Below are 22,097 nucleotides of genomic sequence, written 5' to 3'. Positions count from 1 at the left end.
CCTCAGAGGAACGAGTCGCGGTACGCGGCGAACCACTCCCGTTGCCGGCGCTGATCGGCCGTCTCCTCCGCGGCGACATGGTCGAGCATCGAGGAGGGGTCCGGCGGGTCGAGGGCGAGGGTGTCCCGACGCAGATCGGCCGCGGCGACGTCGGCCCGCCGGCGGACCTCGTCGAACCAGCCGGCCTCGACCTCGGCGGCGAGCAGCCGACGGAGGCGCTCGATGGGATCCCGGGCCTGCCAGGCGGTGATCTCGTCCGGCGGCTGGTACCGAGTCGCGTCGTCGGAGGTGGTGTGCGGGGCCATCCGGTAGGTGTTGGCCTCGATGAGCACCGGGCCGCGACCGCTGCGCGCACGGTCGAGCGCCCAAGTGGTCACCGCGTGCACCGCGAGCACGTCGTTACCATCGACGCGCAGGCCGGGGAAGCCGAACCCGTCGGCCCGGCGGGCCAACCGCACCGGGGACTGCCGTCGGCTCGGCGTGGAAATCGCCCACTGATTATTCTGGCAGAAGAAGACGACGGGCGCACCGAAACTCGCCGCCCACACGAATGCCTCGTTGGCATCACCCTGACTCATCGCACCGTCACCGAGATACACCATCACCGCCATGTCGGTATCGGTATCGGTGCCGCCGGTGCCGGTGCCGCCGGTACCGCCGGTGCCGGTGCCGGTGCCGGTGCCGGTGCCGGTGCCGGTGCCGGCTGCGCCGTCAAGGAGCACCCCCATCCCGAAACCGACGGCGTGCAGCGTCTGGGCCGCCAGAACAATCGTGTAATTAGCCATATTGTGACGGTGCGTGTCCCAGCCATCGTGACTCACTCCCCGCAGCAGCCGAATCACCTCGACCGCCGGGACACCGCGGTGCCAGGCGACCGCGTGTTCCCGGTAACTGGGGAACAGGTAATCCCGGGGACGCGCGGCCGCGGCGGATCCGACCTGCGCAGCCTCCTGCCCCCGCAGCGGGATCCACAGGACCAGCTCACCCTGACGTTGCAGGGCCGTGGCCTCCTCGTCCAGCNGGCGGGCCAGGACCATGGAGGTGTAGAATTCCATGCGCAGCTCGTGGTCGGCGAGCACCGAGAACCGAGAATCGGCGACCAGCGAACCATCGGGGGCGAGCAGTCGGATGCCGCCGTCGTTGAGTTCACCCGCCGCGGGTGAGGTGTTCTCCCCGAACGCGCCAGGAAAACGATGCGGAGCGAGACCGTCCACCGAATCCGGTTCGAGCCGCCGCATCGGCCCGCCGGTAATCAGTTCCGGATCCCGTACGACATTCATACCGAGCACCCCTCCCCACCCGAAGATCGCAGGACGTCCTACCATCGGAAACCATCGAAAAAGAGCGGTGTACCCATGCGACACTACGCGGTGCGGACGGGGTGAAAACACGGACGCGGTAACGACGAGATTCCGGCCACAGGATTCCGAGGCCGCAGAGCGATGCCGGAAGGATGACGATGCCGGGAGGATACTGACTATCGTGACGCACGTGGGCGTCGTCCGGTCCCTGCTGCTGTTCGTGGTGGCCGCGGTCACGGAGATCGGTGGTGCCTGGCTCGTGTGGCAGGGCGTGCGCGAGCACCGCGGGCCGGTCTGGGTGGGGCTCGGGATCGGGTTCCTGGCCGCCTACGGCTTCGTCGCGACCCTCCAACCGGACGCGCACTTCGGCCGGATCCTCGCCGCCTACGGCGGGGNCTTCGTCGCCGGTTCCCTGCTCTGGGGCGTGGCCGTCGACGGCTTCCGACCCGACCGCTACGACCTCGCCGGAGCCGCGATCTGCCTGCTCGGCGTCGCCGTCATCATGTACGCCCGGCGCGTGTGACGGCTGACGGCTGACGGCTGACGGCTGACGGCTGACGGCTGACGGCTGACGGCTGACGGCGCACAATATGGCTCATGGCGCGCACCGCGGAACGTGTACGGGTCGTGCTGGAGCGTTCCGGTGGGCTTCTCGGGCGCAGCGTGCGCCGCGGTCTGGACACGGTCGATCTCAGTGAGCAGGAGGCCGAGAACCTGCGCCGCCTGGCCCGCGAGGCGGTGCACCNCGGCGGNCTCGTGGCCACAACGGACGCCGCGGATGCCGGTCAGGNAGATTCCATCGAGGCTCGGGGTTCCACCGAGGCCCGGGAGCAGCGCGACGTCGGCGCGGACCGGTTCGTCTACACCCTGGAGATCGACCGGGCCGGGGAGCACGCGGTGCGGACGTTCTCCGAGCCGGTGCCCGACGAGGTCCGCCCGCTGCTGGCGCTGCTGCGCACCGCGCCGCTGCTGCCCGCGAGCCGTCCCTAGCGGTGTCGCTGACAGCGAGGTTGACCACCTCGCGCACCGCGGACCCAGTCGTCGACGACTGGCACCGCTTCGCCGGCCTGGACCGACCCGGCAACCACTGGGACCGTCCCAGCTGGACGCTCGGACGCCGCTGCTACCCCTGGATGCTGACGTTCGAGAACGCCACCGAACTGCACACCCTGGCCGCGCAATGCCAGGATCGACCACGCCTGCCCGTTCTCGACCCGGTACCGTCGGAAAGAACCGGACGTTCTCCCGCTTCGGCGTGATGGCTGGACAACTCGGGCGGCAGTAGATGCCGGTGGTGGTGACGGCGGAGAAGAACGCGCCATCGAAGCGCGCGTCCCGGCTACGCAGCGCCTCGTAGCGGCTCTGGTCCGTCATCACTCCACCCACTCTCGACGAGTCCCGCCTCGCATGCTGGCGGAAATCGGACGTCGTGCCCGCAGGCGCCTGGCAAGCGCGGCCATCCCCGGAGACCACACCTATCCGTCGTTGAGTCGTCACCTCTGGTTGCGAACGCCCTCGGATCCGACCTACGGTCACATGGGTAATCGGACCACTACCCGGAGATGATCTGGCTCGACCGTACCCGCGCCCAGGCCAGGTCTCCGCCGCACGGGCGGTGCGCTCCTCCGGACCGGCCCTCCACATCTCCCATGCGGACGGGGACCACCGGATCGGCCCATCAGCAAGAGGTATCCATCAGCAGGAGGTAATCGTGGGATGGGCAGTCGGAAGCGATCCCGGCCCGACCGTCCCGGTCACCCGGATCACCCACCCGGGCGGCGTCGAACCCGGTCTGGATCTTCTCGGACTGGACTCCTTCTGCCTGCTCACCCGGCTGGGTCCGGACATCGTCCGCCGGTTGGTCGCCCTCGGCCTGCTCGACGTGCGCGTCGACCGGGCAGGGCAGTGGTGGCTGCCGATCCGCGCGGTCGGGCGGGCGGTGCGTATCGAACGGCTGCGCCGCGACCTCGGCATTACCTATGCGGCCACCGGCGTCGTGCTGGACCTGCGCGACCGCATCGACGAGCTCGAACAGCGCGGCCGGGGCCATCGCGACGGCCCCGGCCGCGATGGCCCCGGCCGTGACGGCCCCGGCGAGGAGTACCGATGAAGTTGACCAAGCTGACCGAGGGCGCCCAGGACGCGCTGAAGGCGGCCCAGACCAGGGCGATGCGATTCGGCCACACCGAGGTCGACGGGGAACATCTGCTCGCCGCGCTTGTCGAGCAGCCGGACGGGCTGGTCCCGCGCCTCATGGTCGCATCGGGTGGTACCCCACCCGCCCTCACCGGTGCGGTGGAGACGGAGCTGGAGCGCAGACCGCGGGTGTCCGGACCGGGGGTCCGACCGGGGGTCCGACCGGGCGAGGTGTACATGACGCAGCGGCTGTCCAGGGCCCTCGACGCCGCCGAACGGGAGACACACCGCCTCGGCGACGAGTACATCTCGGTCGAACACCTGCTGCTGGCCCTGCTCGAGGAGGGACCCACGACACCGGCCGGCCGGATCCTGCACGAGCAGGGTCTGACCCGGGAACGGCTGCTCATCGCGCTGACCCGGGTGCGCGGAGACCGGCGCATCATCTCCGCCTCGCCGACGGCCACGGACGACGCGCTGGAGAAGTACGGACGCGACCTCGTCGTCGACGCCCGCAACGGCCGCCNCGACCCCCTGATCGGGCGGGACGCCGAGATCCGCCGAGTGATCCAGATCCTGTCCCGCCGGACGAAGAACAATCCCGTGCTGCTCGGCGACCCCGGAGTCGGCAAGACCGCGATCGTCGAGGGCCTCGCCGACCGGATCTTCCGCGGGGACGTTCCGGACAGCCTGCGGAACAGGAGGGTGTTCCAGCTCGACCTGGGCGCGCTGGCGGCCGGGACGGCGCACCGCGGTGCGTTCGAGGAACGACTCAAGGCGGTCATGGCCCAGGTCACGGCATCCGAAGGGCGGATCCTGCTGTTCGTCGACGAACTGCACGCCGTCCTGGGGGCGGGTGCCGCCGAAGGGAAGACGGATGCCGGCAACGTGCTCAAGCCGCTGCTGATCCGCGGCGACCTGCACCTGATCGGGACGACGACACTCGAGGAGTACCGCCGGCAGATCGAGTCCGACCCCGCGTTCGCACGCCGGTTCCAGACCGTCATAATCAACGAGCCATCGGTGGCGGACACCATCTCCATCCTGCGCGGGCTGCGAGGACGGTTGGAGATCTTCCACGGGGTTCGGATCGCCGACGCGGCCCTGGTCTCGGCGGCGGTGCTGTCCCATCGGTACATCAGCGACCGTTTCCTGCCGGACAAGGCGATCGACCTCGTCGACGAGGCGGGCGCCATGCTGCGCACCGACATCGACTCGATGCCGACCGGCCTCGACGAGATCACCCGTAGGGTGGTCCGGCTGGAGATCGAGGAGGCCGCACTCGCGCAGGAATCCGATCCGGCGAGCATCGCCCGACTGGACCAGCTCCGTGGGGAACTCGCCGACGTGCGGGCCGCGGCGAACACGATGCGCGCGCGGTGGGAGGCCGAACGCCAGGCCATTCGGCGGGTCCGGGGGCTGCGGGAGGAGATCGAACAGGCCCGGCGGCGGGCCGAGGATGCCGAACGGGCACACGACCTGGGGACCGCGGCGGAGCTGCGCCACACCCGCCTGCCCGAACTGGACCGGCGGCTCGCCGACGAGTCCGAACGGCTCNCCCCCCAGCGGGGCGGCCACCGGTTGCTGCGCGAGATGGTGACCGCCGATGAGATCGCCGATCTGGTCTCCCGCTGGACGGGGATCCCGGTGGCCCGGCTCCTCGAGAGGGAACGGGAGAAGCTGCGACGCCTCGACCAGGTCCTGCGCGCCCGGGTCGTCGGACAGGACGAGGCGGTGCGGCTCGTCGCCGACACGGTGCTCCGGGCCCGCGCGGGCATCGGGAACCCGCGCCGCCCGATCGGGTCATTCCTCTTCCTCGGGCCGATGGGGATCGGGAAGACCGAGTTGGCCCGGGCCCTGGCGACGGCCCTGTTCGACTCCGAGGACAGTCTGATCCGCATCGACCTGGGCGAGTACCAGGAGCGGCACAGCGTCGGCCGGCTGCTGGGCGCCCCACCCGGCCAGACCGGGCTCGTCGAGGGCGGGCAGCTCACCGAGGCGGTACGACGCAAGCCCTACGCGGTGGTGCTGTTCGACGAGATCGAGAAGGCACACGCCGACGTCCTCAACATCCTGCTGCAGGTCCTGAGCGACGGTCGGCTCACCGACGCCCGGGGACGCACCGTCGACTTCCGTGGCACCGTCGTCATCCTGACCTCCGGTGTGGGGTCCGAACGGCTCACCGGCGGTCCGGACGCCGAGGGGACAGCCGGGCCCGAGGTCCGCGTTCGGATCACGGCCGACCTGCGCCGGGCGTTCCGGCCCGAGTTCCTCCACCAGCTCGACGAGGTCGTGCTGTTCTCCCCGCTGACCCTGCCCGAGATCGAGCGGATCGTCGACCTGCTGGTGGACGACCTGCGGGCCCGATTGGCGGATCGGCGCATCACCCTGGACATCACCGAGCCGGCCCGGATGTTCATCGCCCGTCAGGGCTACGACCCGGTCCATGGCGCCCGCCCGCTGCGCCGCTACCTGCAACGCGAGGTGGAGACCCGGATCGGGCGGGAAATGATCGCCGGTGAGGTCGACGACGGTTCCGCGGTGGTCGTCGACCTCGCCGGAGACACGCTGACGGTCCGGCACGGACGGTCCGGCACGCTCAGCGGTCGCTGAACCCCGGGCGGTCGCCGAACCTCTTGCGGAGGACGACGAAGTAGAGATCTGGTCGCAGCGGCCGGCCGAACCGTTCGTCGTCGTAGGGGAACGGGCTCGTTCTGGTGGTCAGGACGTATCCGCGCCGCTGATACCAGGCGATCAGCTCGGCCCGTTGGGCGATGACCAGCAGGTCCGTCCAGGCCGCGGAGCAGGCCGTCACGGCGTGCCGTTCGGCGAGCCGCAGCAGAGTGTCGCCGAGCCCGTTGCCCTGGCGGGTCGGGCTTACCGCGAACATGCCGAAGTAGGACCCGATCAACGGTGATACATCCGGGCCACACCGCTCCGCGTCAGCCTGCCCGTGGGTGGCATACCCCGACCGGGTCACCTCGGTCGCATCGGTCACCTCGGTCGCCGCGTGCTCCGACCGGGCCGGTGGCTCGACCCGTCGTTCCACGTGGCAGCAGCCGAGGAGGGCTCCGTCCGGGTCCTGCGCGAGCAGCACCACGCTGTCCAGCGCCGCCAGTGCCGCGCCGACCGCGGCGGCGTCGGTGCGCCGCCCGGCGAGCAGGTCGGCCTCGGTGGTCCACCCCGCGCGACTGGACTCCCCCCGGTACGCGGACTCGACGAGCTCAACGATCGCCGCGACGTCGGCCTCGGTCGCACGGCGGAACGTGAGGTCGCCCGGGTAGGCATGGGAAACCGATCGCATCCTCCCCATCCTCACAGCTCCCGGGGGTAGTCCCCCGGGAATGCGAGCGAGCGCATAGCGGGTAACGGGACGGGAGANCGGGCGGACGGGGGCGTCACGGCGGCGGCGAGACGGGGAAGCAGCAGGCCCAGAGGCGCGTCGACTCGGACGGCCGCGCGGCTGTCCCCCCGAGTCGGACCCTGGTTGACGATCGCGACCGGGATGTCGAGCTCCGCCGCACGGAGCACGAACCGGTAGCCGGACATCACCGTCAGCGACGACCCGAGGATCAGCAGCGCCCTGGCCCCCTCGACCAGCCGGAGCGCCTCCGCGACACGCGGCCGCGGCACGGTCGCACCGAAGAACNCCACGTCCGGTTCCAGCTCGTCACCGCCACACCGGCGGCAGCCCACCATGACGAAGGCGGCGACCATGTCGTCGGGGAGCGTGACATCGCCGTCCGGGTTGGTCTGCGCGGCGCCGACATGGAATCCGGGATTGACCGCNCGCAGACGCTGGTCGAGCTCGAGGCGAGGGCTCACGTCGCCGCAGCCGCGACACAGCACGCGCGACAGCCTACCGTGCAAATCGATGACGCGCCGTGAGCCGGCGCGCTGGTGCAGGCCGTCAACGTTCTGCGTCACGACGCCGGTCACCAGGCCGTCCTGCTCCAACCGGGCCAGTGCCCGGTGGCCCGGGTTCGGCTCCGCCCGGGCCACCCGCCGCCACCCTGCATGGCTGCGGGCCCAGTAGCGGTGCCGGGCCGCGGGATCATCGGTGAACTCCTGGTACGTCATCGGGGTGTGACGGCGCAGTGCCCCGTTCGGACCCCGATAGTCCGGAATACCGGAGTCGGTGGAGATCCCCGCACCGGTCACCACCGCGACCCCGCCGGCCGCGACCAGCGAGCAGAGCCGGTCGAACGCCTCGCCCCCGCCACCCGCCGCCTGCTGTCGCGCACCGTCCCTCACACCGTCCATGCTGCCCGATCTACCCGTGCCCCGGATGCCCGTTCGGCGCCACCACTCCCTGCCCGTCCGGGGATGAAGCCTGCCCGTCCGGGGATGAAGCCTGCCCGTCCGGGGATGAAGCCGGGGGAAGACGTCCCGGCAGGTTGATGTTTCGGACACCGGCATCGATACGTCGTGTAGTCGTCGTAGCCGGGTGGTGTGATCAGGCTCTGAGTCGTACGGTTGCGGCGAAGCCAGCCTTCCCGAGGATGGTTACGACGATGGACGGCGAGAACGCACAGGTCGGCACCAGGCACGCCGAGTCGGGGGACGCCCGGCGCCACCCCTCCGGCTCAGTCGCTCATGGCAGGTCAACCGCGTCGACCACGACCAGGACCACCGTCAAAACCGTCGGCATGGCCGCCGGCACGAGCGCGGGCCGACCGGCCGCGATGGAGGCTGAGCTGGCCTCGGTCCATCCCGGTCCGGCCGCGCCGGTATGTGAGGCGGCCGGGCGCATCGCCCGGTCGGAGGAGACCATCGAGGCGGAGGTCATCCGCCTCTTGCCCGGAGCCCTCGCCGTCGTCCGCACTCCCGCCGGAACGGAGGAGGTGGGCATCGCCCTGGTTGACGCCCATCCCGGTGATGCCGTGCTGGTTCACGCCGGGGAGGCGATCGCCGTTCTCTAGCTCATCCGTTCGTCCGTCCGGGCCAGACCCATCCAGGGCAGGGGGATGCAATGACGGTTCGTTCGCCGTTCAACCAGACCGCGGCGATCGCGGACGCCGAGATCTACCGCGAGGAGCCCATCCGTCCCGACCGCGCCATCACACGCGGCTCGGACCGGCGGATCGGGGTGCTGACCCCACCGTGCTATGCCCTCGCCCACCCGGAGGAGCGTTCGCACGCCCACGCGGAGTGTCTCCTGGAGTGCGGCCCCGCCGCCATCCCCGACGTCACGCTGCGAGTCCGGGTGCGCTACCTGCAGATGACGGTCCGTTTCGTGGATCGTGGCCCCGGGGACGGGGGCCGCTTTCCACCAGGCGGCCGGCCTGCGGGAGATGCCGAGCCCCGCGGCTGGGACGAGTTCGTCCCGCGCCAGGTCGACGATGTGGTGACGGTCACGGACCTGTTGGCGGCGCCTCCCGGCAGCGCGGTACCGACCGCCGCGGGGCCGCGGCGGAACTGGCTGCCCCGCCTGAGCGCGCCACGGCCAAATCCATGGGAGCTGGCCGGTCCGGCGAGCGGTGGCGTCTCGGCGGGACTCGGACCACCCCACACCGTCCGGTTCAGCGCCCCCTCCGGTCGGCGGGTGGAGACCGTGAGCGGCCACGGCGAGGCGGAACCGACCCGCATCACCTGGGACAGCTGGGCCGTGCAGGGAGAGCTGCGGTTGAACGCCGGACTGCAGACCTGGGCACATCAGACCGGGGAGACCGGAGCACATCGCCTGGTCCGGCTCCGGGCGGAACTGGTGAACACCTCGGGCTGGCATCTTCCGGCCGAGGAAGCGATGGATCACGTCTCCCTTGAGGCGCGCCGCCGGCGGCACCGGGAACAGGCAATGCGGCACTCCCTGATCGGCGCGCACCTGCTCCTCGCGACGACCGAGGGCCGATTCGTGTCCCTGGCCTCTCCCCCGGCCCGGGCCAGCGAATTCGCGAAGAACTGCGTCAACGACGGCCTCTGGCCCGCGCTCGTGACCACCGCGGACGGCCATGACACCGTGCTCGTCGCGCCGATCGTCCTTCCCGATCATCCACGGCCGGCTCCGGTGGACCACGACAGCGGCAGCTGACCGCCGGCCCGCCACCGGCCTCGGCCGATGAGCCGAGGCCGGTCGTCAGCAGCAACGGCAGCGAAAACAGTGAGCGGAACATACGCGTCGCGGGAGGACGTCAACATTGTTGATTATCTTGGATCGGACGCGGTGGCCACGTTTCTACGGCGCGTAGAATCTGCTGGGTGCGACCAGAGGCGAGGCCGACTGAGAGACGGCGCACGGCAGTCCCGGGGAGGGGCGGCACCCGGTTCGCCGACCTCACCGGTGCCGCCCACGCCACCGGTGGTACGGGCGGCACGGGGCCCACCAGCCTTGCCGCTGCGATCAGCCTGGTTGTGACGCTTGGCCTCGCAGCGGCGCTCGTCCCGGCGCTCCTGCTCGGACTGGCCACCCCCGCATCGGCGCATTCACGTCTGGTCNCCNCCNCCCCGGTGGCGGACAGCACTCTCACCGCCCCGCCACATGAGATCATCCTGACATTCAACGAGCCGGTGTCCCCGCGCTACACGAACGTCGCCGTCACGGCGGCCGACGGCGCCGGCGTGACCGCCGGTGCCACCCGCGTCGAGGGCGGCACCGTCCACCAGGGCCTCACCGCTCTCCGCGACGGTCGCTACACGGTGGCCTATCGGGTCGTGTCCGAGGACGGTCATCCGGTCGGCGGCGAGTTCGCCTTCACCGTTGCCGGCAGCACGGCGTCCGCGGGCCAGGAGGGATCCCCGCCCCCGTCTCCGGTCACCACGACGCCGACCCCGGCAGCCACCGCGAGTCCGACCACGGGTGCCGCGCCGGCCCCGTCCGCGGCCGTCACGGCCGTCACGGCCGTCACGGCCGATACGGGACCCGCGGACGGCGGGGGCGGGAGCAGTGGCGGTGGCGGTGGCGGTGGCTGGATACTCCCTGTCGTGATCGCCGGTATCCTCACGCTCGGTGGCGGTACCTTGTTCGCCCTGCGGCGACGTCACTCCGGAGCGCGCTGACCCCATGGACACCCCCGCCGCCAGGAAAAACCCCGCCATAACGAACAACCCCACCACGCCCGCAGACCCCACCACGCCCACGGCTCCGGCCGCTCCTCCGCATGCCGCCGCTCTCACCAGGACCATCCCCGCCAGCCGCTCCCCCTCGGCTGGCGGACGGACGGCGGCGGTCGGACGGATGGCGCCCGTCGCCGTCGCGGCCGGATGCGTGGCACTGGCCCTGGTCGTCGGTTTCGGGCCAGGCCCCCTGCGGCTGCCCGGTCTGCCTTCGTCCGGCACGCTCACCTACTGGGCACTGCCGTTCGCCCATCTGGTCGGCAGGATCGCCGCCGTGGGGACGATCGGGTGGCTTCTCACGGCCGCCGTCCTTCTTCCGGCGAAACACGGTGCGGCCGGCAACGGGTCCCGGGTGGGCATCCTGTCGCCCACGGCCCGGCGGTGCGGCCGGTACGCGGCGAACGCCGCGGCTCTGTGGATGCNGGCCACCCTCGTGGAGCTGCTGTTCACCCTGTCCGAGATCTCCGCGCGCCCGGCCGGCGACGTCCTGGATGTCTCCTCGCTGCGCTCCTTCGTCTCCACCACCTCCCAGGGCCGGGCGCTACTCGTCGTGGCGGCCCTGGCTGCCGTCATCGCGGTGATCGGCCGTACAGTCACGACGACGACCGCGACCGGGGCCCTGCTCGCTGTCGCGGTCGCCGGCATCGTGCCGCCGATCCTGGTTGGCCACGCCGCTACGTCCGGCGATCATGCGATCGCCGTGGTGGCCCTCGGCGTGCACGTATTGGCGGCCACGGCATGGGTGGGTGGTCTACTCGGCCTGCTCACCGCGGTGCGGCTGCCGGCGAGCTTGTTCGGCCCGGCGCTGCGCCGGTACAGCCGGTTCGCGGCCGGGGCGGCGGCCGTCACGGCAATCAGCGGGATCGCCGGTGCGGCCCTGCGGCTCGGCGGCTTCACCCCGTTGTGGGACACCCGCTACGGCCTGCTGGTCCTGCTCAAGGCCGCGGGCCTGCTGGCCGCCGTCACGCTCGGTGGTCTGGTGCGCCGCCGGGTCGTCGCCGGGCTCACGGTGACGACGCCCACCGACCAGACCGGCACCACCGACCAGACCGGCACCACCGACCAGACCGGCACCGACAGGACTACCGCGGTCGCTCGTTTCCTGCGCATCGCCGGCGTGGAGCTCACCGTTCTCACGGCCACGGTCGGGTTGGCCGTCGGACTGTCACGCACGGCGCCGCCGGTGAACGACGCACTCGTTCCCGACGATCCGACCCAGACGCTGCTCGGATACCCGATGCCCCCACCGGTCACCGCCGCGCGGCTCGCCACCGACTGGCACATCGACTGGGTCTTCCTCGCCGGCGCGGTCACCGCCGCCCTGCTCTACCTCGCCGGCCTACGCCGGCTACGGGCACGCGGCGCCCACTGGCCGCTTGGGCGCACCATTGCCTGGCTCGCCGGCTTGCTCGTCGTCGTGGTCGCCACATCAAGCGGACTCGGGCTGTACGGGCCGGTCCTGCTCAGCGTGCACATGAGCCAGCACATGCTGCTCAGCATGCTGGCCCCGCTCCCGCTGGTGCTCGGCGCGCCGGTGACTCTGGCGCTGCGGGCGATGCGGCCCGCGACGGCTCCGCACCGCACCGGACCACGCGAATGGCTGCTGAGGACGCTGCGGTCCTGGCCGGTACGCATCCTGACCCATCCGCTGCTCGTGACGGCGAACTTTGCCGGCAGCCTCTACGTGCTCTACCTCAGCTCGCTGCTGTCGACTCTCATGCACAACCATCTCGGCCACCTGTACATGAACGTGCACTTCCTGGCGGTCGGCGTGCTGTTCTTCGAGCTGCTGATCGGGACCGACCCGCTCCCCCGCCGGCTGCCGCATCCCGGCCGCGTCCTGATGCTGCTGGCGGTCGTCCCGTTCCACGCCTTCCTCGGCCTGACCATCATGAGCACGTCGGCCCTGCTCGGCTCGGGCTGGTACGACCGCCTGGTCCGGCCCTGGGGCGTCTCACCGCTCAGCGACCAGCGGACCGCCGGGGGCATCGCCTGGTCGTTCGGCGAGATTCCCACCTTCGTCGTGCTGATCGTGCTGGCCATCCAGTGGTCCCGGCTGGACGAGCGGCAGGCGCGGACCCGGGAGCGGCGCATCGCCGCCGCTGGTGACGTCGACGCCGAACTCGACGCGTACAACGCCTACCTCGCCCAGCTCGCCGCCGGCCCAGCCCGGCGCACGCCGTCCGCGGCCACCACCACCTCGACAGCCACCACCACCTCGACAGCCACCACCTCACGCACGACCTCGCCCACCCCCGGAGACGAGACCAACGCTGAGGCCGAAACCTCCGGATAAGCAGGCCGGGGAGAAACCCCGGCTACGGCGTCGGCCGCGGGCCGTCGGGACCGGATGCCGCGGCCCTCCCGCCCGGACGGACGACCGCCCCCGGACGGACGACCGCCGCGGACCGCGGGCCGTCGGCAGGCGCACCCTCGGCACGCACCGCGGGCAGGGTCCGCACGTTGCTCTGCGGAACCGACGGGCGGCGCGCCGTTTCCAGGTCCACCCGCGCGGCCACCGCCGTCAGTTGACGGCGGGTGATCACCCACACGAGTTCGAGCAGGACCGCCGCCGCCACGGCGATGCCGACCGCCGTCCACGGCCCGGTCGTCCCCACCAGGGAGAGCTGGAAGAACTCCTGGCCGGAGGGGATAGCCAGGACCAGCGCGAACGCGACCGCCATGGTCAGCACGAGCGCGATGCGCCACCAGGTGTACGGACGGGCGACGATCGCCAGTGCCCACAGCGCGACTCCGAACAGCGTCAGCGTCGCCATCGAGGTTTCGGCCTCCAGGTCATGACCATAGAAATGCGACCGGGCCAGCAGGTAGGACGTCATCGTCGCCGCGGCGGCGAGCAACCCGGTGGGAAGGGCGAAGCGCAGCACCCGACCGACGAAGTCCGGCTGCGCCCGCTCGGTGTTCGGTGCCAGCGCCAGGAAGAACGACGGGATGCCGATCGTCAGCGACCCGACAAGCGTGAGATGCCGAGGGAGGAACGGGTACGGCACCTGCGTGATCACAACCACGATCGCGAGCAGGACCGAGTAGACGGTCTTGGTCAGAAACAGGTTCGCGACCCGTTCGATGTTGCCGATGACCCTCCGTCCCTCGGAGACCACAGACGGCAACGTCGCGAAGCTGTTATTCAGCAGCACGATCTGGGCGACCGCGCGGGTCGCCTGACTGCCGGATCCCATCGACACGCCGATGTCGGCGTCCTTGAGCGCCAGGACGTCGTTGACGCCGTCGCCGGTCATCGCGACNATGTGCCCCCGCGACTGCAACGCCGCGACCATCTCCCGCTTCTGCTGCGGGCTGACCCGCCCGAAGATCGAGTGGCTCTCCAGGGCGTCGGCGAGCGCGGCCCGGTCGGTCGGCAGCGTGCGGGCGTCAACGGGATCGTCGGCGCCGGGCAGCCCCAGCGTGCGGGCGACCGCGCCGACCGACAGCGCGTTGTCCCCCGAGAGAATCTTGGCGGCGACGTTCTGCTCGGCGAAGTACCGCAGGGTATCCGGGGCATCCGCCCGCAGCCGCTGGGCGATGACCACGAGCGCCACCGGGACGACGCCGGCCGGCACCGTCGCCGGGTCCGCCAGCGCGTCCGCCAGCGACGCGCCGAACCGGGCGAGCAGCAGCACCCGCAGGCCCTGCGCCCCGTACTCGTCCACGGTGGCGAGCACCCGGTCACCGGCCGCCAGCAGCACGTCGGGCGCGCCGAGCAGCCAGGTGCCCTCGGTCCCGCCCACGGCGGCGAGGGTCGCGCCGCTCCACTTGCGCGCCGAGGAGAACGGCGCGTCCGCCCGCACCTGCCAGCCCGGCGGGGCGGGATAGGCATCGATGATCGCCTGCATGCTCGGATTCGGCCGGCTGTCGGCCGCGCCGAGGGCGCCGAGCACGCTCGGCACGAGGGTGCCCGGCGCTGCGGCCACGCCTGCCCCAACGGCGGCGCCGGTGCCCGGCTCGACGATCCGCAGCTCCACGACGTCCATCGCAGCCTCGGTGAGGGTGCCGGTCTTGTCCAGACAGACGACGTCGACGCGGGCCAGCCCCTCGATCGCGGGCAGTTCCTGCACCAGGCACTGCCGCCGGCCCAGCCGTACCACGCCGACCGCGAAGGCGACCGACGTAAGCAACACCAAGCCCTCCGGCACCATCGGCACGAGTCCGGCGACCATCCGGCGGATGGCCTCGGGCAGGTCGTCGTCGTTAACGACCACCTGGCTGACGATCAGCGCGATGCCGGCCGGAATAATCATCCAGGTGACGACCCTCAGAATGGTGCTGATGCCGCCCCGCAGCTCGGAGCGCACCAGGGTGAACCGGCTCGCCTCCTCGGCGAGCCGGGCCGCGTAGGCTTCGCGGCCAACCCGGGTCGCCCGGAACGCCCCCGACCCCGCGACGACGAAGCTGCCCGACATGACGATGTCACCGGGCTGCTTGTGCACCGGATCCGCCTCGCCGGTGAGCAGCGACTCGTCGACCTCCAGGTGATCGGCCGTCAGGACCAGACCATCGACGGGAATCTTGTCGCCGGCGCCGAGCTCAATCACGTCGTCCAGCACGATCTCGGCGGCGGGGAGCTCGCGGGTGACACCGTCACGCCGCACGACGGGCCGGGACTCCCCCACCACGGCGAGCCGGTCCAGGGTGCGCTTCGCCCGCAGCTCCTGGAACAGGCCGACCAGGGTGTTCACGATGATCACGCCGCCGAACAGGGCGTCCTGGAATGGACCGACGATGGCGACGAAGACCAGTAGAACACCGATGATCGCGTTGATCCGGGTGAGGACGTTCGCACGGATGATGTCGCGCAGCGAGCGACTGGAGCGGACCGGCACGTCGTTGACGCGGCCGTCCGCGAGGCGTTCGGCGACCTCGGCGGCGGTCAACCCAGCGGCGGATCGACCGATCGCGATGGGTCCGGACCCGGCCCCGGCGGCGGACGCGGAATCGCTGGGAGGCGCCGGGTTCCGGTCGTCGAGCCGTCCCGGAGACAGCCGCGCTCCCGCGGCCCCTCGCCGAACCATGGTGTCCCTCCACGCTCCGTCGCGGCCGCTGCCGGAGGCTTGGCAGCGGAATCGTTATCGGTTTCCCGACCGACCTCGGGCGGGTCTCGGACTCGTTTGGATATGTCCCGTAGATGCCTCCACCGTCTGCACACGCGGACCGCCGACCCTCACCGTAGTTGACGGCCGTAGGCGCGTGGGTCGCGCCTGGGGGCTCCCCGCCCGTTCAGCCCGGGGGGGCACCGGCGTCGGGGCTGAGGGCACCCCCGACCAGCAGGGAGAACAGCAGCAGCCCCAGCCCCACGCGATACAGCACGAAGGGCGCGAAACTGCGCGTCGAGATGTACCGCAGGAACCATGCGATCGCGGCGTAGCCGGTGACGAACGCCACGAATGTGGCGAGGATCGTCGGGCCCCAGGCGACGTCGGCATCCTTCCCACCGATGGAACGCAGCTCGAAGACCCCGGACGCCAGCACCGCCGGCATCGCCAGCAGGAAGGAGTACCGGGCCGCAGCCTCGCGAGTATAGCCGAGAAGCAGGCCCCCGCTGATCGTCGCACCGGACCGGGAGACGCCGGGGATCAGCGCGGCAGACTGAGCGAGACCATAGAGGAGCCCGTCACGCACCGACAAGTCCTCAAGCACCTTGCGCGGGCGGAGCGGCGAATGACGACCCTGCGGCCGCCCCTTCGAGGCGTACCAGTCCGCGCCGCCCAGGATCAGGCCGAGCACGATCAGCGTCGTGGCAATCAGCCGCAGGTCGCGGAACGGACCCTCGATGGCGTCCTGCAGCGTCACCCCGAGCAGGCCGATCGGAAGGGTGCCGAGGATGACCAGCCAGCCCGTCCGGGCGTCGGGGTCCTTACGCATCTCCCGGCGGGTGAGCGAGCGCGCCCACGCCGCCACGATGCGGGCGATGTCCCTGCGGAAGTAGATCAGCACGGCGGTCTCGGTGCCGATCTGGGTCACGGCGGTGAACGCGGCGCCCGGGTCCTCCCAGCCGGCGAGCGCGGCAGCGATGCGCAGGTGGGCGCTGGACGAGACCGGGAGAAACTCGGTGAGCCCCTGAACGAGACCGAGGACCGTTCCCTCGAAGAAGTTCATCGACGCGCCGACCTGGCCCACGAGCCAGACGAGTCCGGTTCATCCGGTCCATCCGGTCCGTTCAGCCCGTCCGGCGAGGCCGCCGGGTCCGGAGGCCACGCCGAACGACGATTGGTCTGCCGGCTCCGCGCCCGGCCTGTTCGCGTCATCCACGCATACCCGACCACGGCTTCACCGTAGCGAAGGGTGAAATGCGGGCGGATGCTGGGTGACGGCGTCCCCGCCTTCTCCGATCCTCCGACCTGGTCCGATCGACCTGGTCCGATCGACCTGGTCCGATCGGGGTTCGGCCGGATCGGGCCGAGTCCACCCCGCAGCAGGCCCCCACATGGGCTGACCTGGCGGTTCGTCGGACAGTCACGGACCGCGACAAANGAGCGGGTTCACGCTCTGGCCATACAACCGAACGGAATCGCTCACTTTCTGTTCATCTGCGACCCGCACCGTGTCACCCGGAAGTACAGACCGCCCGCCTCGTGGCGGTCTGGCGCGCCCCGACCAGGGTCGGGGAGCGACACGGTACGCCTGGGAGGTTACACGATGAGTCACCTGCTCGCGAATGTGATCATTGAAGTGGTCGGAACGGCCGTGATCCTGCTTCTGACCGGTCTGGTGCGACGCTGGCTGGGCCAACCGGCCGCTCGCCCCGCCTGATCCGACCCAACCCGACCTGATCCAAACCGACCCAACCCGACCTGATCCGACCCGACCTGCCCCGCCGCCGGTCCGGCCCGTCCTGGACATCCGGGACCAGTGCCGGCCGGACGGACGACACGATCAGTCATGCGGCCTGGAGGTCCGGGACGCGGTTCTGGAGGGCTGCGTACCACCGTCCGGATTGTCCCGAAAATCGGGATCTCCCACGTGGGCGAACGGTAAGGCGACCGAATCACGGTAACAAGTCGGCGTCGCACCATACAGCCGTTTGAATTCTCGACAGAAGTGACTCGTGTCCGCAAAACCCCAACGGCTGGCGATCGCCTGAATGGAGCATGATCCCTCGATCAGGTCCCGGCGGGCTCGTGCGAGTCGCTGGGAGCGGACGACGGCGCTGTAGCTGTTTCCTGTCGCGGCGAAGCTGCGCTGCAGCGTGCGGACAGACACACACTGCGCAGCGGCCGCCGCGGCGGCGCTGACGTCGCGGTGGCCAAGGTTTCGAGCTATCCAGCGTTCCACTGCGAGCCGCAGCGCTTCCCCAGTGATCGCACTCGTGAACGTGGCCTCGGGGCGCACCGCCGCGGCCACCAGCTCCAATGCCGCGTTGCGGGCCGCCGTTATGGTGGGGGCGGGAACCTCGTGCGGGAGGCCGGCAAGTGATGCGACATAGCTGCGCAACAACCTAATCGCGGGAGCGTTCACATCCACCACGAGGTCGGCTTCCAACCACGGGCTCTCCAAGACCTCTTCCAGCGCCACTCTCGGGATTACCAGGGTAATTTTGCGGAAGTGCTCGACAACTTCGAACCGCACCTTTTGCATGCTGTTCCAGATGACGAAGCTTCCTGGAGTGACAACAATCTTCTTGTCCTCGATGGCAAGCCGTTCAGTCCCAGCGGTAGCGAAGAATATCGCGATATTGTCCTCGCTGGTCCGGCTGATCAGATTTCGACTACGTTCACCCCTGCACGGATCACATGCGATATCCAGCAGCGCGATGTCATCGAACCAGCGACGCTCAATCGAGGCACGGTAGGGTAATCGCCCTGGAGGAACATCAGTGTGGAATGGCGTCACCGCGCTGCCCAGGATCTCCTCCCAGCGTCCAGGACGGTCGCGATGGGGTACATCGACGAGGTCGTACGTCTCGTAGATTCGCATGATGGCCTCCTACCGGGAACCTGGGCCGCCGCGCCCGCAAGCATAAGCAGTGGGAAGACGTGGGGGAAGCCCAGGTAAGTCGCGATAGCGGAATCCACGCTCGTGGTGTACGAATAGCGACCGGCTGGCGACTCGTCGAAGGCGAGGGTCGCACAAGGCTCACCAGGGTGGCCAGGGTGGCCGGTGGGACTCGCAAGGCTTACTGGTGGGACCAGCGTGATCACCGGCCCCACCAACCGACTGGCTACGAGAGGGCGAAGCTGGTCAGGTCAACCGGTATGATCCCGTGCTTCCTGCAGTACTCGTTGTATCGTTCGGCGAACGTATGGGCCTGCTCGATGCCTATGATCTCGTCGCTTGGGCCGAGGAAAGCAATAGCTCCTTCAACCGAGATGAACACCTCGATGCCCTCGTCAGGCTCCACAATGAACGTGTGCCTGCTGTTGGCGACCTCGTACACGAAGTCACCCGGCCCCGACACCCAGGCGTGCTCCGCGTACCGCCATTTCCCTCGAACGGTGTAGACAAGCACGCGGCCATAATGGTCGTGCACACCCAGCGAAGCTCCCCCCGGCGCCCGCAGAAGCATTTGCGTCTCGCTCTTGATCAGATCCACATGAAGGATCTTTAATTCCACCTCGTTCGTGTAAGGCGTGAACGGAACCCAGGGAAGATCATCGACTCCCGTGTACGTTGGAGCGAAATGTTGGAGGGGATTGACCAGTGTCGTCATCTGCATCTCCTCGGGTGGCTGTCGTCGATCCCTGCCTTCGGAATCGTCTGGATCCGGCGGGGAACAGCCGGCTAGGCGAGCGGTAGGGTTTGATTCTGGACCCACCAAAAGATCCGAGATAGAACAGCGGTGACAGATCCCTGAACATACGCGACAAGCGCGGGTGCCACGCGCGCCATTGGGGCGCGGACCGGGGTGCCGATGACACCGCCGGGCAGGATAATCCCCTGATGATGCGGATGTCCGACGACCGTGTGCGAGAACTCACCGCTGCGCTGGAACACGACGAGGGACTGGTGGATCCCACGATCAAGCGTGTCCGGCGCGAGATCCCGGCCTATGAGGTGGTCCCGACCGAGGCGCTGGTGACGAGCATCCACCGCAACGTCGTGCTGGCGTGCCGCACCCTGCGGGCGGGCGTCGTGCCGCCGAGCTCGGAGATCTGGCAGGCCGAGCGCACAACGCTGGAACGGCTCCGGCAGGGCGTGCCGATCGAGGACATCATGGGCGGCTTCCGCATCTGCATAGCGAGTATCCAGGACCGGCTGGTGGATCGCGCCCAGGAGTTCGGGGTCGACCACCCCGAGTCGCTCACTCTCACCTCGCTGCTGTGGAAGCTGAGTGACGTGTTCTCCGCTCGTGCGGCGAGCGCCTACCGTGAGTACGGCCTGTCGCATGCGGTGGCGGACCGAAGGCGCAGGGACGAATGGCTCGCCGGGCTGCTCGCCGGCACCCTGTCTCCGACGCAGATTGAGCAGGGGTGCATCCGCTACCACGTGCGGCGCGACACACGCCTGCGGGCGGTGTGCACTGCCACCCTGTCGGAAGCGGAGCTGGACCAGGCCCTCAACCTGATCAACCAGGGGTGCCGGCGCAGCAACATGGTCCTGCTCCTGGTGCCCTCCCAAGGCCGGCTCGTGGGGATCGTGTCGGGGCCGCCACCCGCGGTCCCGGGGCTGCTGGTCGCCGCCGGGCCCGAGGGGCCGCTGGGCCGGGTCGCGGCGTCCTTCTCGGTGGCCAACGACGTATTGGCCGCGGCCCGACTGCGCCACGACGAGGGCGTGCACACCCTCGAGAGCCTCGGCTGGCGGGTGGCCGTGCCGCGTGCGGCGGACGTGACCGCACTGATGCGGGCCCGCTACCTCCAGCCGCTCCGGGACACCGGTGCGTTCGGGGAGGAAGTCGTCGAGTCGCTCCGCTGCTACCTGGCCAATGGCCGTAACATCCCGCGGACCGCCGAGGCGCTGCATGTACACGTCAACACGCTGCGCTACCGACTAGCCCGGTTCGAGGAGCTGACCGGGCGGTCCCTGGACGACACCGACACCCTGGTGGAACTGTCCTGGGCCTTCCATGCGGAGACGGCAGCCCCGCCGGTTTCGTAGCCGCGTACGAAGCGAAGGGCGCCGCGTTGGCATCCCGCCCGTAGCCTTCGATGTGTCGCACGCCACATCCTGTTGGAAATTCGTACCCGTTACCGGGCCCATCAGAGCTCGACGTTCCGAGCTGGTGGTCTCGGCCCCGCCCAACAGGGGAGCAACCCATGACCGCTTCGATGACAGCAACAACCGGCCTCCGGGAGCGGACCAACCACTATCGGCAGCTCCTGGCCGCCTCCGTCGGCAACGCCGTCGAATGGTTCGACTGGTACATCTACTCGATGCTTGCGGTGTACTTCTCCACGCAGTTCTTCCCGGCCAGCCCGGGAGGCAGCCTGGTGCCGCTGATGTCGACCTTAGCGATCTTCGCCGTCGGATTCTTCGCCCNCCCGGTCGGAGCGCNGATCCTCGGGATTCTCGCCGACCGGATCGGCCGCCGCAGGACGCTCAGCACCACGATTATGGGCATGGGCCTGGGCAGTCTCATCATCGGGCTTGCCCCCACCTACAAGCAGGTCGGGGTCGCCGCCCCGGCACTGCTCCTGCTGGCCCGGCTGATCCAGGGTGCCTCCGCGGGGGGCGAGTATGCCGCGGGAAGCGCGTTTCTCATCGAGTCCGCGCCGGCTGGCCGTCGGGGACTGTACTCGAGCTTCTTCTACATCAGTGCGACCTCGGCCAACCTGGCGGCGATCGGGATCAGCGCCTTACTCGCCAGCACGCTGGACTCGCAGAACATGACCAGCTGGGGCTGGAGGATCCCCTTCCTGCTCGGCTCGGTCGCGGCCATGGTCGGCATGTGGATCCGGACGCACGCCAAGGAGACCCTCACCCAGACGGCGGACGAGCCGGCCGGTGCCCGTCGTGCCGACATGTTCGAGTTCCTCCGCCGGCACCCCAGGGAATCCCTCCAGGTGTTCGGGCTGACCGCGGCCCCGGCCCTGGTGTTCTATGTATGGACCGCCTATCTGCCGACGTACGCGAACATCACGGTGGGCTCCAACCTCAAGCACGGCCTGCTCTCCGGTGTCGTCGCGCTGACCATCTTCCTCGCCCTGCAGCCGGTCTTCGGAGCGATCTCGGACCGCGTCGGCAGGCGGCCGATGCTGCTCATCTTCGGCACCTTCTTCGTGGTCGGCACGGTTCCGATGCTGGCCCTACTGGACGGCTCGACCACCAGACTGCTCCTGGTTCAGATCATGGGGCTGGTGTTCCTCGCCTGCTGGTCGTGCATCTCGAGCGCGGTGGTCGCCGAGCTGTTCCCGGCGCGCCTGCGCAGCTCCGGTATCGGGTTCCCCTATGCGCTCTCCGTCGCCCTCTTCGGCGGCACCGGCCCCTACGTCGCCACCTACCTCGTGGACATCGGCCACGCCGCCTCCTTCGGCTGGTACGTCACCGCCGTCGCCCTGGTCAGCACCGTGGTCTTCAGCCGGCTCCCCGAGACCGCGCACCGGCCCCTGCACTGACCGACAGGAGACATCGCCCGCGAGTCCGAGCGTCCGAGCGTCCGAGCGTCCGGATCACGCTGGCAGGGAACGGTGGTGGCTTCCACCGCGGTGGCTTCCA

18 protein-coding genes and 1 pseudogene are annotated in these 22,097 nt (G+C 70.0%); 11 read left to right on the top strand and 8 right to left on the bottom strand.

Features of this window, described 5'->3' with window-relative positions:
- Positions 1 to 2 precede the first annotated feature (2 nt).
- Positions 3 to 1,280: a thiamine pyrophosphate-dependent enzyme gene (locus ALLO2_RS11585; RefSeq protein WP_035731918.1), complete on the bottom strand. Its 1,278-nt coding sequence runs from the start codon at positions 1,278 to 1,280 to the stop codon at positions 3 to 5.
- 211 nt (positions 1,281 to 1,491) lie between these two features.
- Between ALLO2_RS11585 and ALLO2_RS11580 the strand changes: the two genes are divergently transcribed.
- The 3 genes from ALLO2_RS11580 (at position 1,492) to ALLO2_RS11570 (ending at position 2,560) form a co-directional block, all read left to right on the top strand.
- Positions 1,492 to 1,824 carry a YnfA family protein gene (locus ALLO2_RS11580; protein ID WP_035731916.1) on the top strand — a complete coding sequence of 111 codons (333 nt, stop codon included), beginning with the start codon at positions 1,492 to 1,494 and terminating at the stop codon, positions 1,822 to 1,824.
- Between the two features lie 74 nt (positions 1,825 to 1,898).
- Positions 1,899 to 2,291: a protealysin inhibitor emfourin gene (locus ALLO2_RS11575; RefSeq protein WP_035731914.1), complete on the top strand. Its 393-nt coding sequence runs from the start codon at positions 1,899 to 1,901 to the stop codon at positions 2,289 to 2,291.
- Between the two features lie 20 nt (positions 2,292 to 2,311).
- A complete protein-coding gene (locus tag ALLO2_RS11570; RefSeq protein ID WP_232235041.1) occupies positions 2,312 to 2,560 on the top strand; it encodes a hypothetical protein in 249 nt (82 codons plus the stop codon).
- A 7-nt stretch (positions 2,561 to 2,567) separates the two neighbouring features.
- On the opposite strand, the pseudogene ALLO2_RS24355 reads toward ALLO2_RS11570, so the two are convergent.
- Positions 2,568 to 2,675, bottom strand: a pseudogene (locus tag ALLO2_RS24355) (Ada metal-binding domain-containing protein); the annotation flags it as partial.
- 337 nt (positions 2,676 to 3,012) lie between these two features.
- Between ALLO2_RS24355 and ALLO2_RS11565 the strand changes: the two are divergent.
- Complete coding sequence (locus ALLO2_RS11565) at positions 3,013 to 3,411, top strand: chaperone modulator CbpM (RefSeq protein ID WP_011437176.1); 399 nt, start codon at positions 3,013 to 3,015, stop codon at positions 3,409 to 3,411.
- A complete protein-coding gene (locus tag ALLO2_RS11560; RefSeq protein ID WP_035731909.1) occupies positions 3,408 to 6,050 on the top strand; it encodes an AAA family ATPase in 2,643 nt (880 codons plus the stop codon). Before ALLO2_RS11565 ends, ALLO2_RS11560 begins: the two co-directional genes overlap by 4 nt.
- On the opposite strand, the gene ALLO2_RS11555 is transcribed toward ALLO2_RS11560, so the two are convergent.
- Positions 6,037 to 6,750, bottom strand: a complete 714-nt coding sequence (locus ALLO2_RS11555; protein ID WP_011437178.1) for a GNAT family N-acetyltransferase — start codon at positions 6,748 to 6,750, stop codon at positions 6,037 to 6,039. The genes ALLO2_RS11560 and ALLO2_RS11555 overlap by 14 nt on opposite strands.
- A 2-nt stretch (positions 6,751 to 6,752) precedes the next feature.
- The gene (locus tag ALLO2_RS11550; protein ID WP_035731906.1) at positions 6,753 to 7,700 is read right to left on the bottom strand and encodes an NAD-dependent protein deacetylase; all 948 of its coding nucleotides are present in this window, start codon (positions 7,698 to 7,700) and stop codon (positions 6,753 to 6,755) included.
- Between the two features lie 251 nt (positions 7,701 to 7,951).
- Between ALLO2_RS11550 and ALLO2_RS11545 the strand changes: the two genes are divergently transcribed.
- The 4 genes from ALLO2_RS11545 to ALLO2_RS11530 all read left to right on the top strand — a co-directional run bounded on the left by ALLO2_RS11545 (position 7,952) and on the right by ALLO2_RS11530 (position 12,786).
- Positions 7,952 to 8,359, top strand: coding sequence for a transcriptional regulator (locus ALLO2_RS11545; protein WP_011437180.1), 408 nt, complete (start codon positions 7,952 to 7,954; stop codon positions 8,357 to 8,359).
- A gap of 50 nt (positions 8,360 to 8,409) precedes the next feature.
- Positions 8,410 to 9,468 carry a hypothetical protein gene (locus ALLO2_RS11540; protein ID WP_011437181.1) on the top strand — a complete coding sequence of 353 codons (1,059 nt, stop codon included), beginning with the start codon at positions 8,410 to 8,412 and terminating at the stop codon, positions 9,466 to 9,468.
- A 167-nt stretch (positions 9,469 to 9,635) separates the two neighbouring features.
- On the top strand, positions 9,636 to 10,433 hold the full coding sequence (locus ALLO2_RS11535; protein ID WP_232235040.1) for a copper resistance CopC family protein: 798 nt from the start codon (positions 9,636 to 9,638) through the stop codon (positions 10,431 to 10,433).
- Positions 10,434 to 10,437: 4 nt separating this feature from the next.
- The gene (locus ALLO2_RS11530) at positions 10,438 to 12,786 is read left to right on the top strand and encodes a cytochrome c oxidase assembly protein (RefSeq protein ID WP_369808147.1); all 2,349 of its coding nucleotides are present in this window, start codon (positions 10,438 to 10,440) and stop codon (positions 12,784 to 12,786) included.
- 22 nt (positions 12,787 to 12,808) lie between these two features.
- Here ALLO2_RS11530 and ALLO2_RS11525 read toward each other — a convergent pair whose 3' ends face one another.
- The 4 genes from ALLO2_RS11525 to ALLO2_RS11505 all read right to left on the bottom strand — a co-directional run bounded on the left by ALLO2_RS11525 (position 12,809) and on the right by ALLO2_RS11505 (position 19,155).
- The gene (locus ALLO2_RS11525) at positions 12,809 to 15,520 is read right to left on the bottom strand and encodes an HAD-IC family P-type ATPase (protein WP_051875103.1); all 2,712 of its coding nucleotides are present in this window, start codon (positions 15,518 to 15,520) and stop codon (positions 12,809 to 12,811) included.
- A 205-nt stretch (positions 15,521 to 15,725) separates the two neighbouring features.
- Positions 15,726 to 16,604: an undecaprenyl-diphosphate phosphatase gene (locus tag ALLO2_RS11520; RefSeq protein ID WP_011437185.1), complete on the bottom strand. Its 879-nt coding sequence runs from the start codon at positions 16,602 to 16,604 to the stop codon at positions 15,726 to 15,728.
- A gap of 777 nt (positions 16,605 to 17,381) precedes the next feature.
- Positions 17,382 to 18,422, bottom strand: a complete 1,041-nt coding sequence (locus tag ALLO2_RS23300; RefSeq protein ID WP_023840753.1) for an AraC family transcriptional regulator — start codon at positions 18,420 to 18,422, stop codon at positions 17,382 to 17,384.
- Positions 18,423 to 18,666: 244 nt separating this feature from the next.
- Complete coding sequence (locus ALLO2_RS11505) at positions 18,667 to 19,155, bottom strand: 2,4'-dihydroxyacetophenone dioxygenase family protein (RefSeq protein WP_011437188.1); 489 nt, start codon at positions 19,153 to 19,155, stop codon at positions 18,667 to 18,669.
- A 239-nt stretch (positions 19,156 to 19,394) separates the two neighbouring features.
- Here ALLO2_RS11505 and ALLO2_RS11500 point away from each other — a divergent pair, with 239 nt between their 5' ends.
- Both ALLO2_RS11500 and ALLO2_RS11495 read left to right on the top strand, forming a co-directional pair.
- Positions 19,395 to 20,540, top strand: coding sequence for a CdaR family transcriptional regulator (locus ALLO2_RS11500; RefSeq protein WP_035731897.1), 1,146 nt, complete (start codon positions 19,395 to 19,397; stop codon positions 20,538 to 20,540).
- A 170-nt stretch (positions 20,541 to 20,710) separates the two neighbouring features.
- On the top strand, positions 20,711 to 21,997 hold the full coding sequence (locus ALLO2_RS11495; RefSeq protein WP_035731895.1) for an MFS transporter: 1,287 nt from the start codon (positions 20,711 to 20,713) through the stop codon (positions 21,995 to 21,997).
- The last annotated feature ends 100 nt before the right edge of the window (positions 21,998 to 22,097 follow it).

Origin of the sequence: Frankia sp. Allo2 (assembly GCF_000733325.1) — a bacterium.
GTDB lineage: Bacteria > Actinomycetota > Actinomycetes > Frankiales > Frankiaceae > Frankia > Frankia casuarinae.
This window is presented reverse-complemented; position numbering and strand designations above follow the sequence as displayed.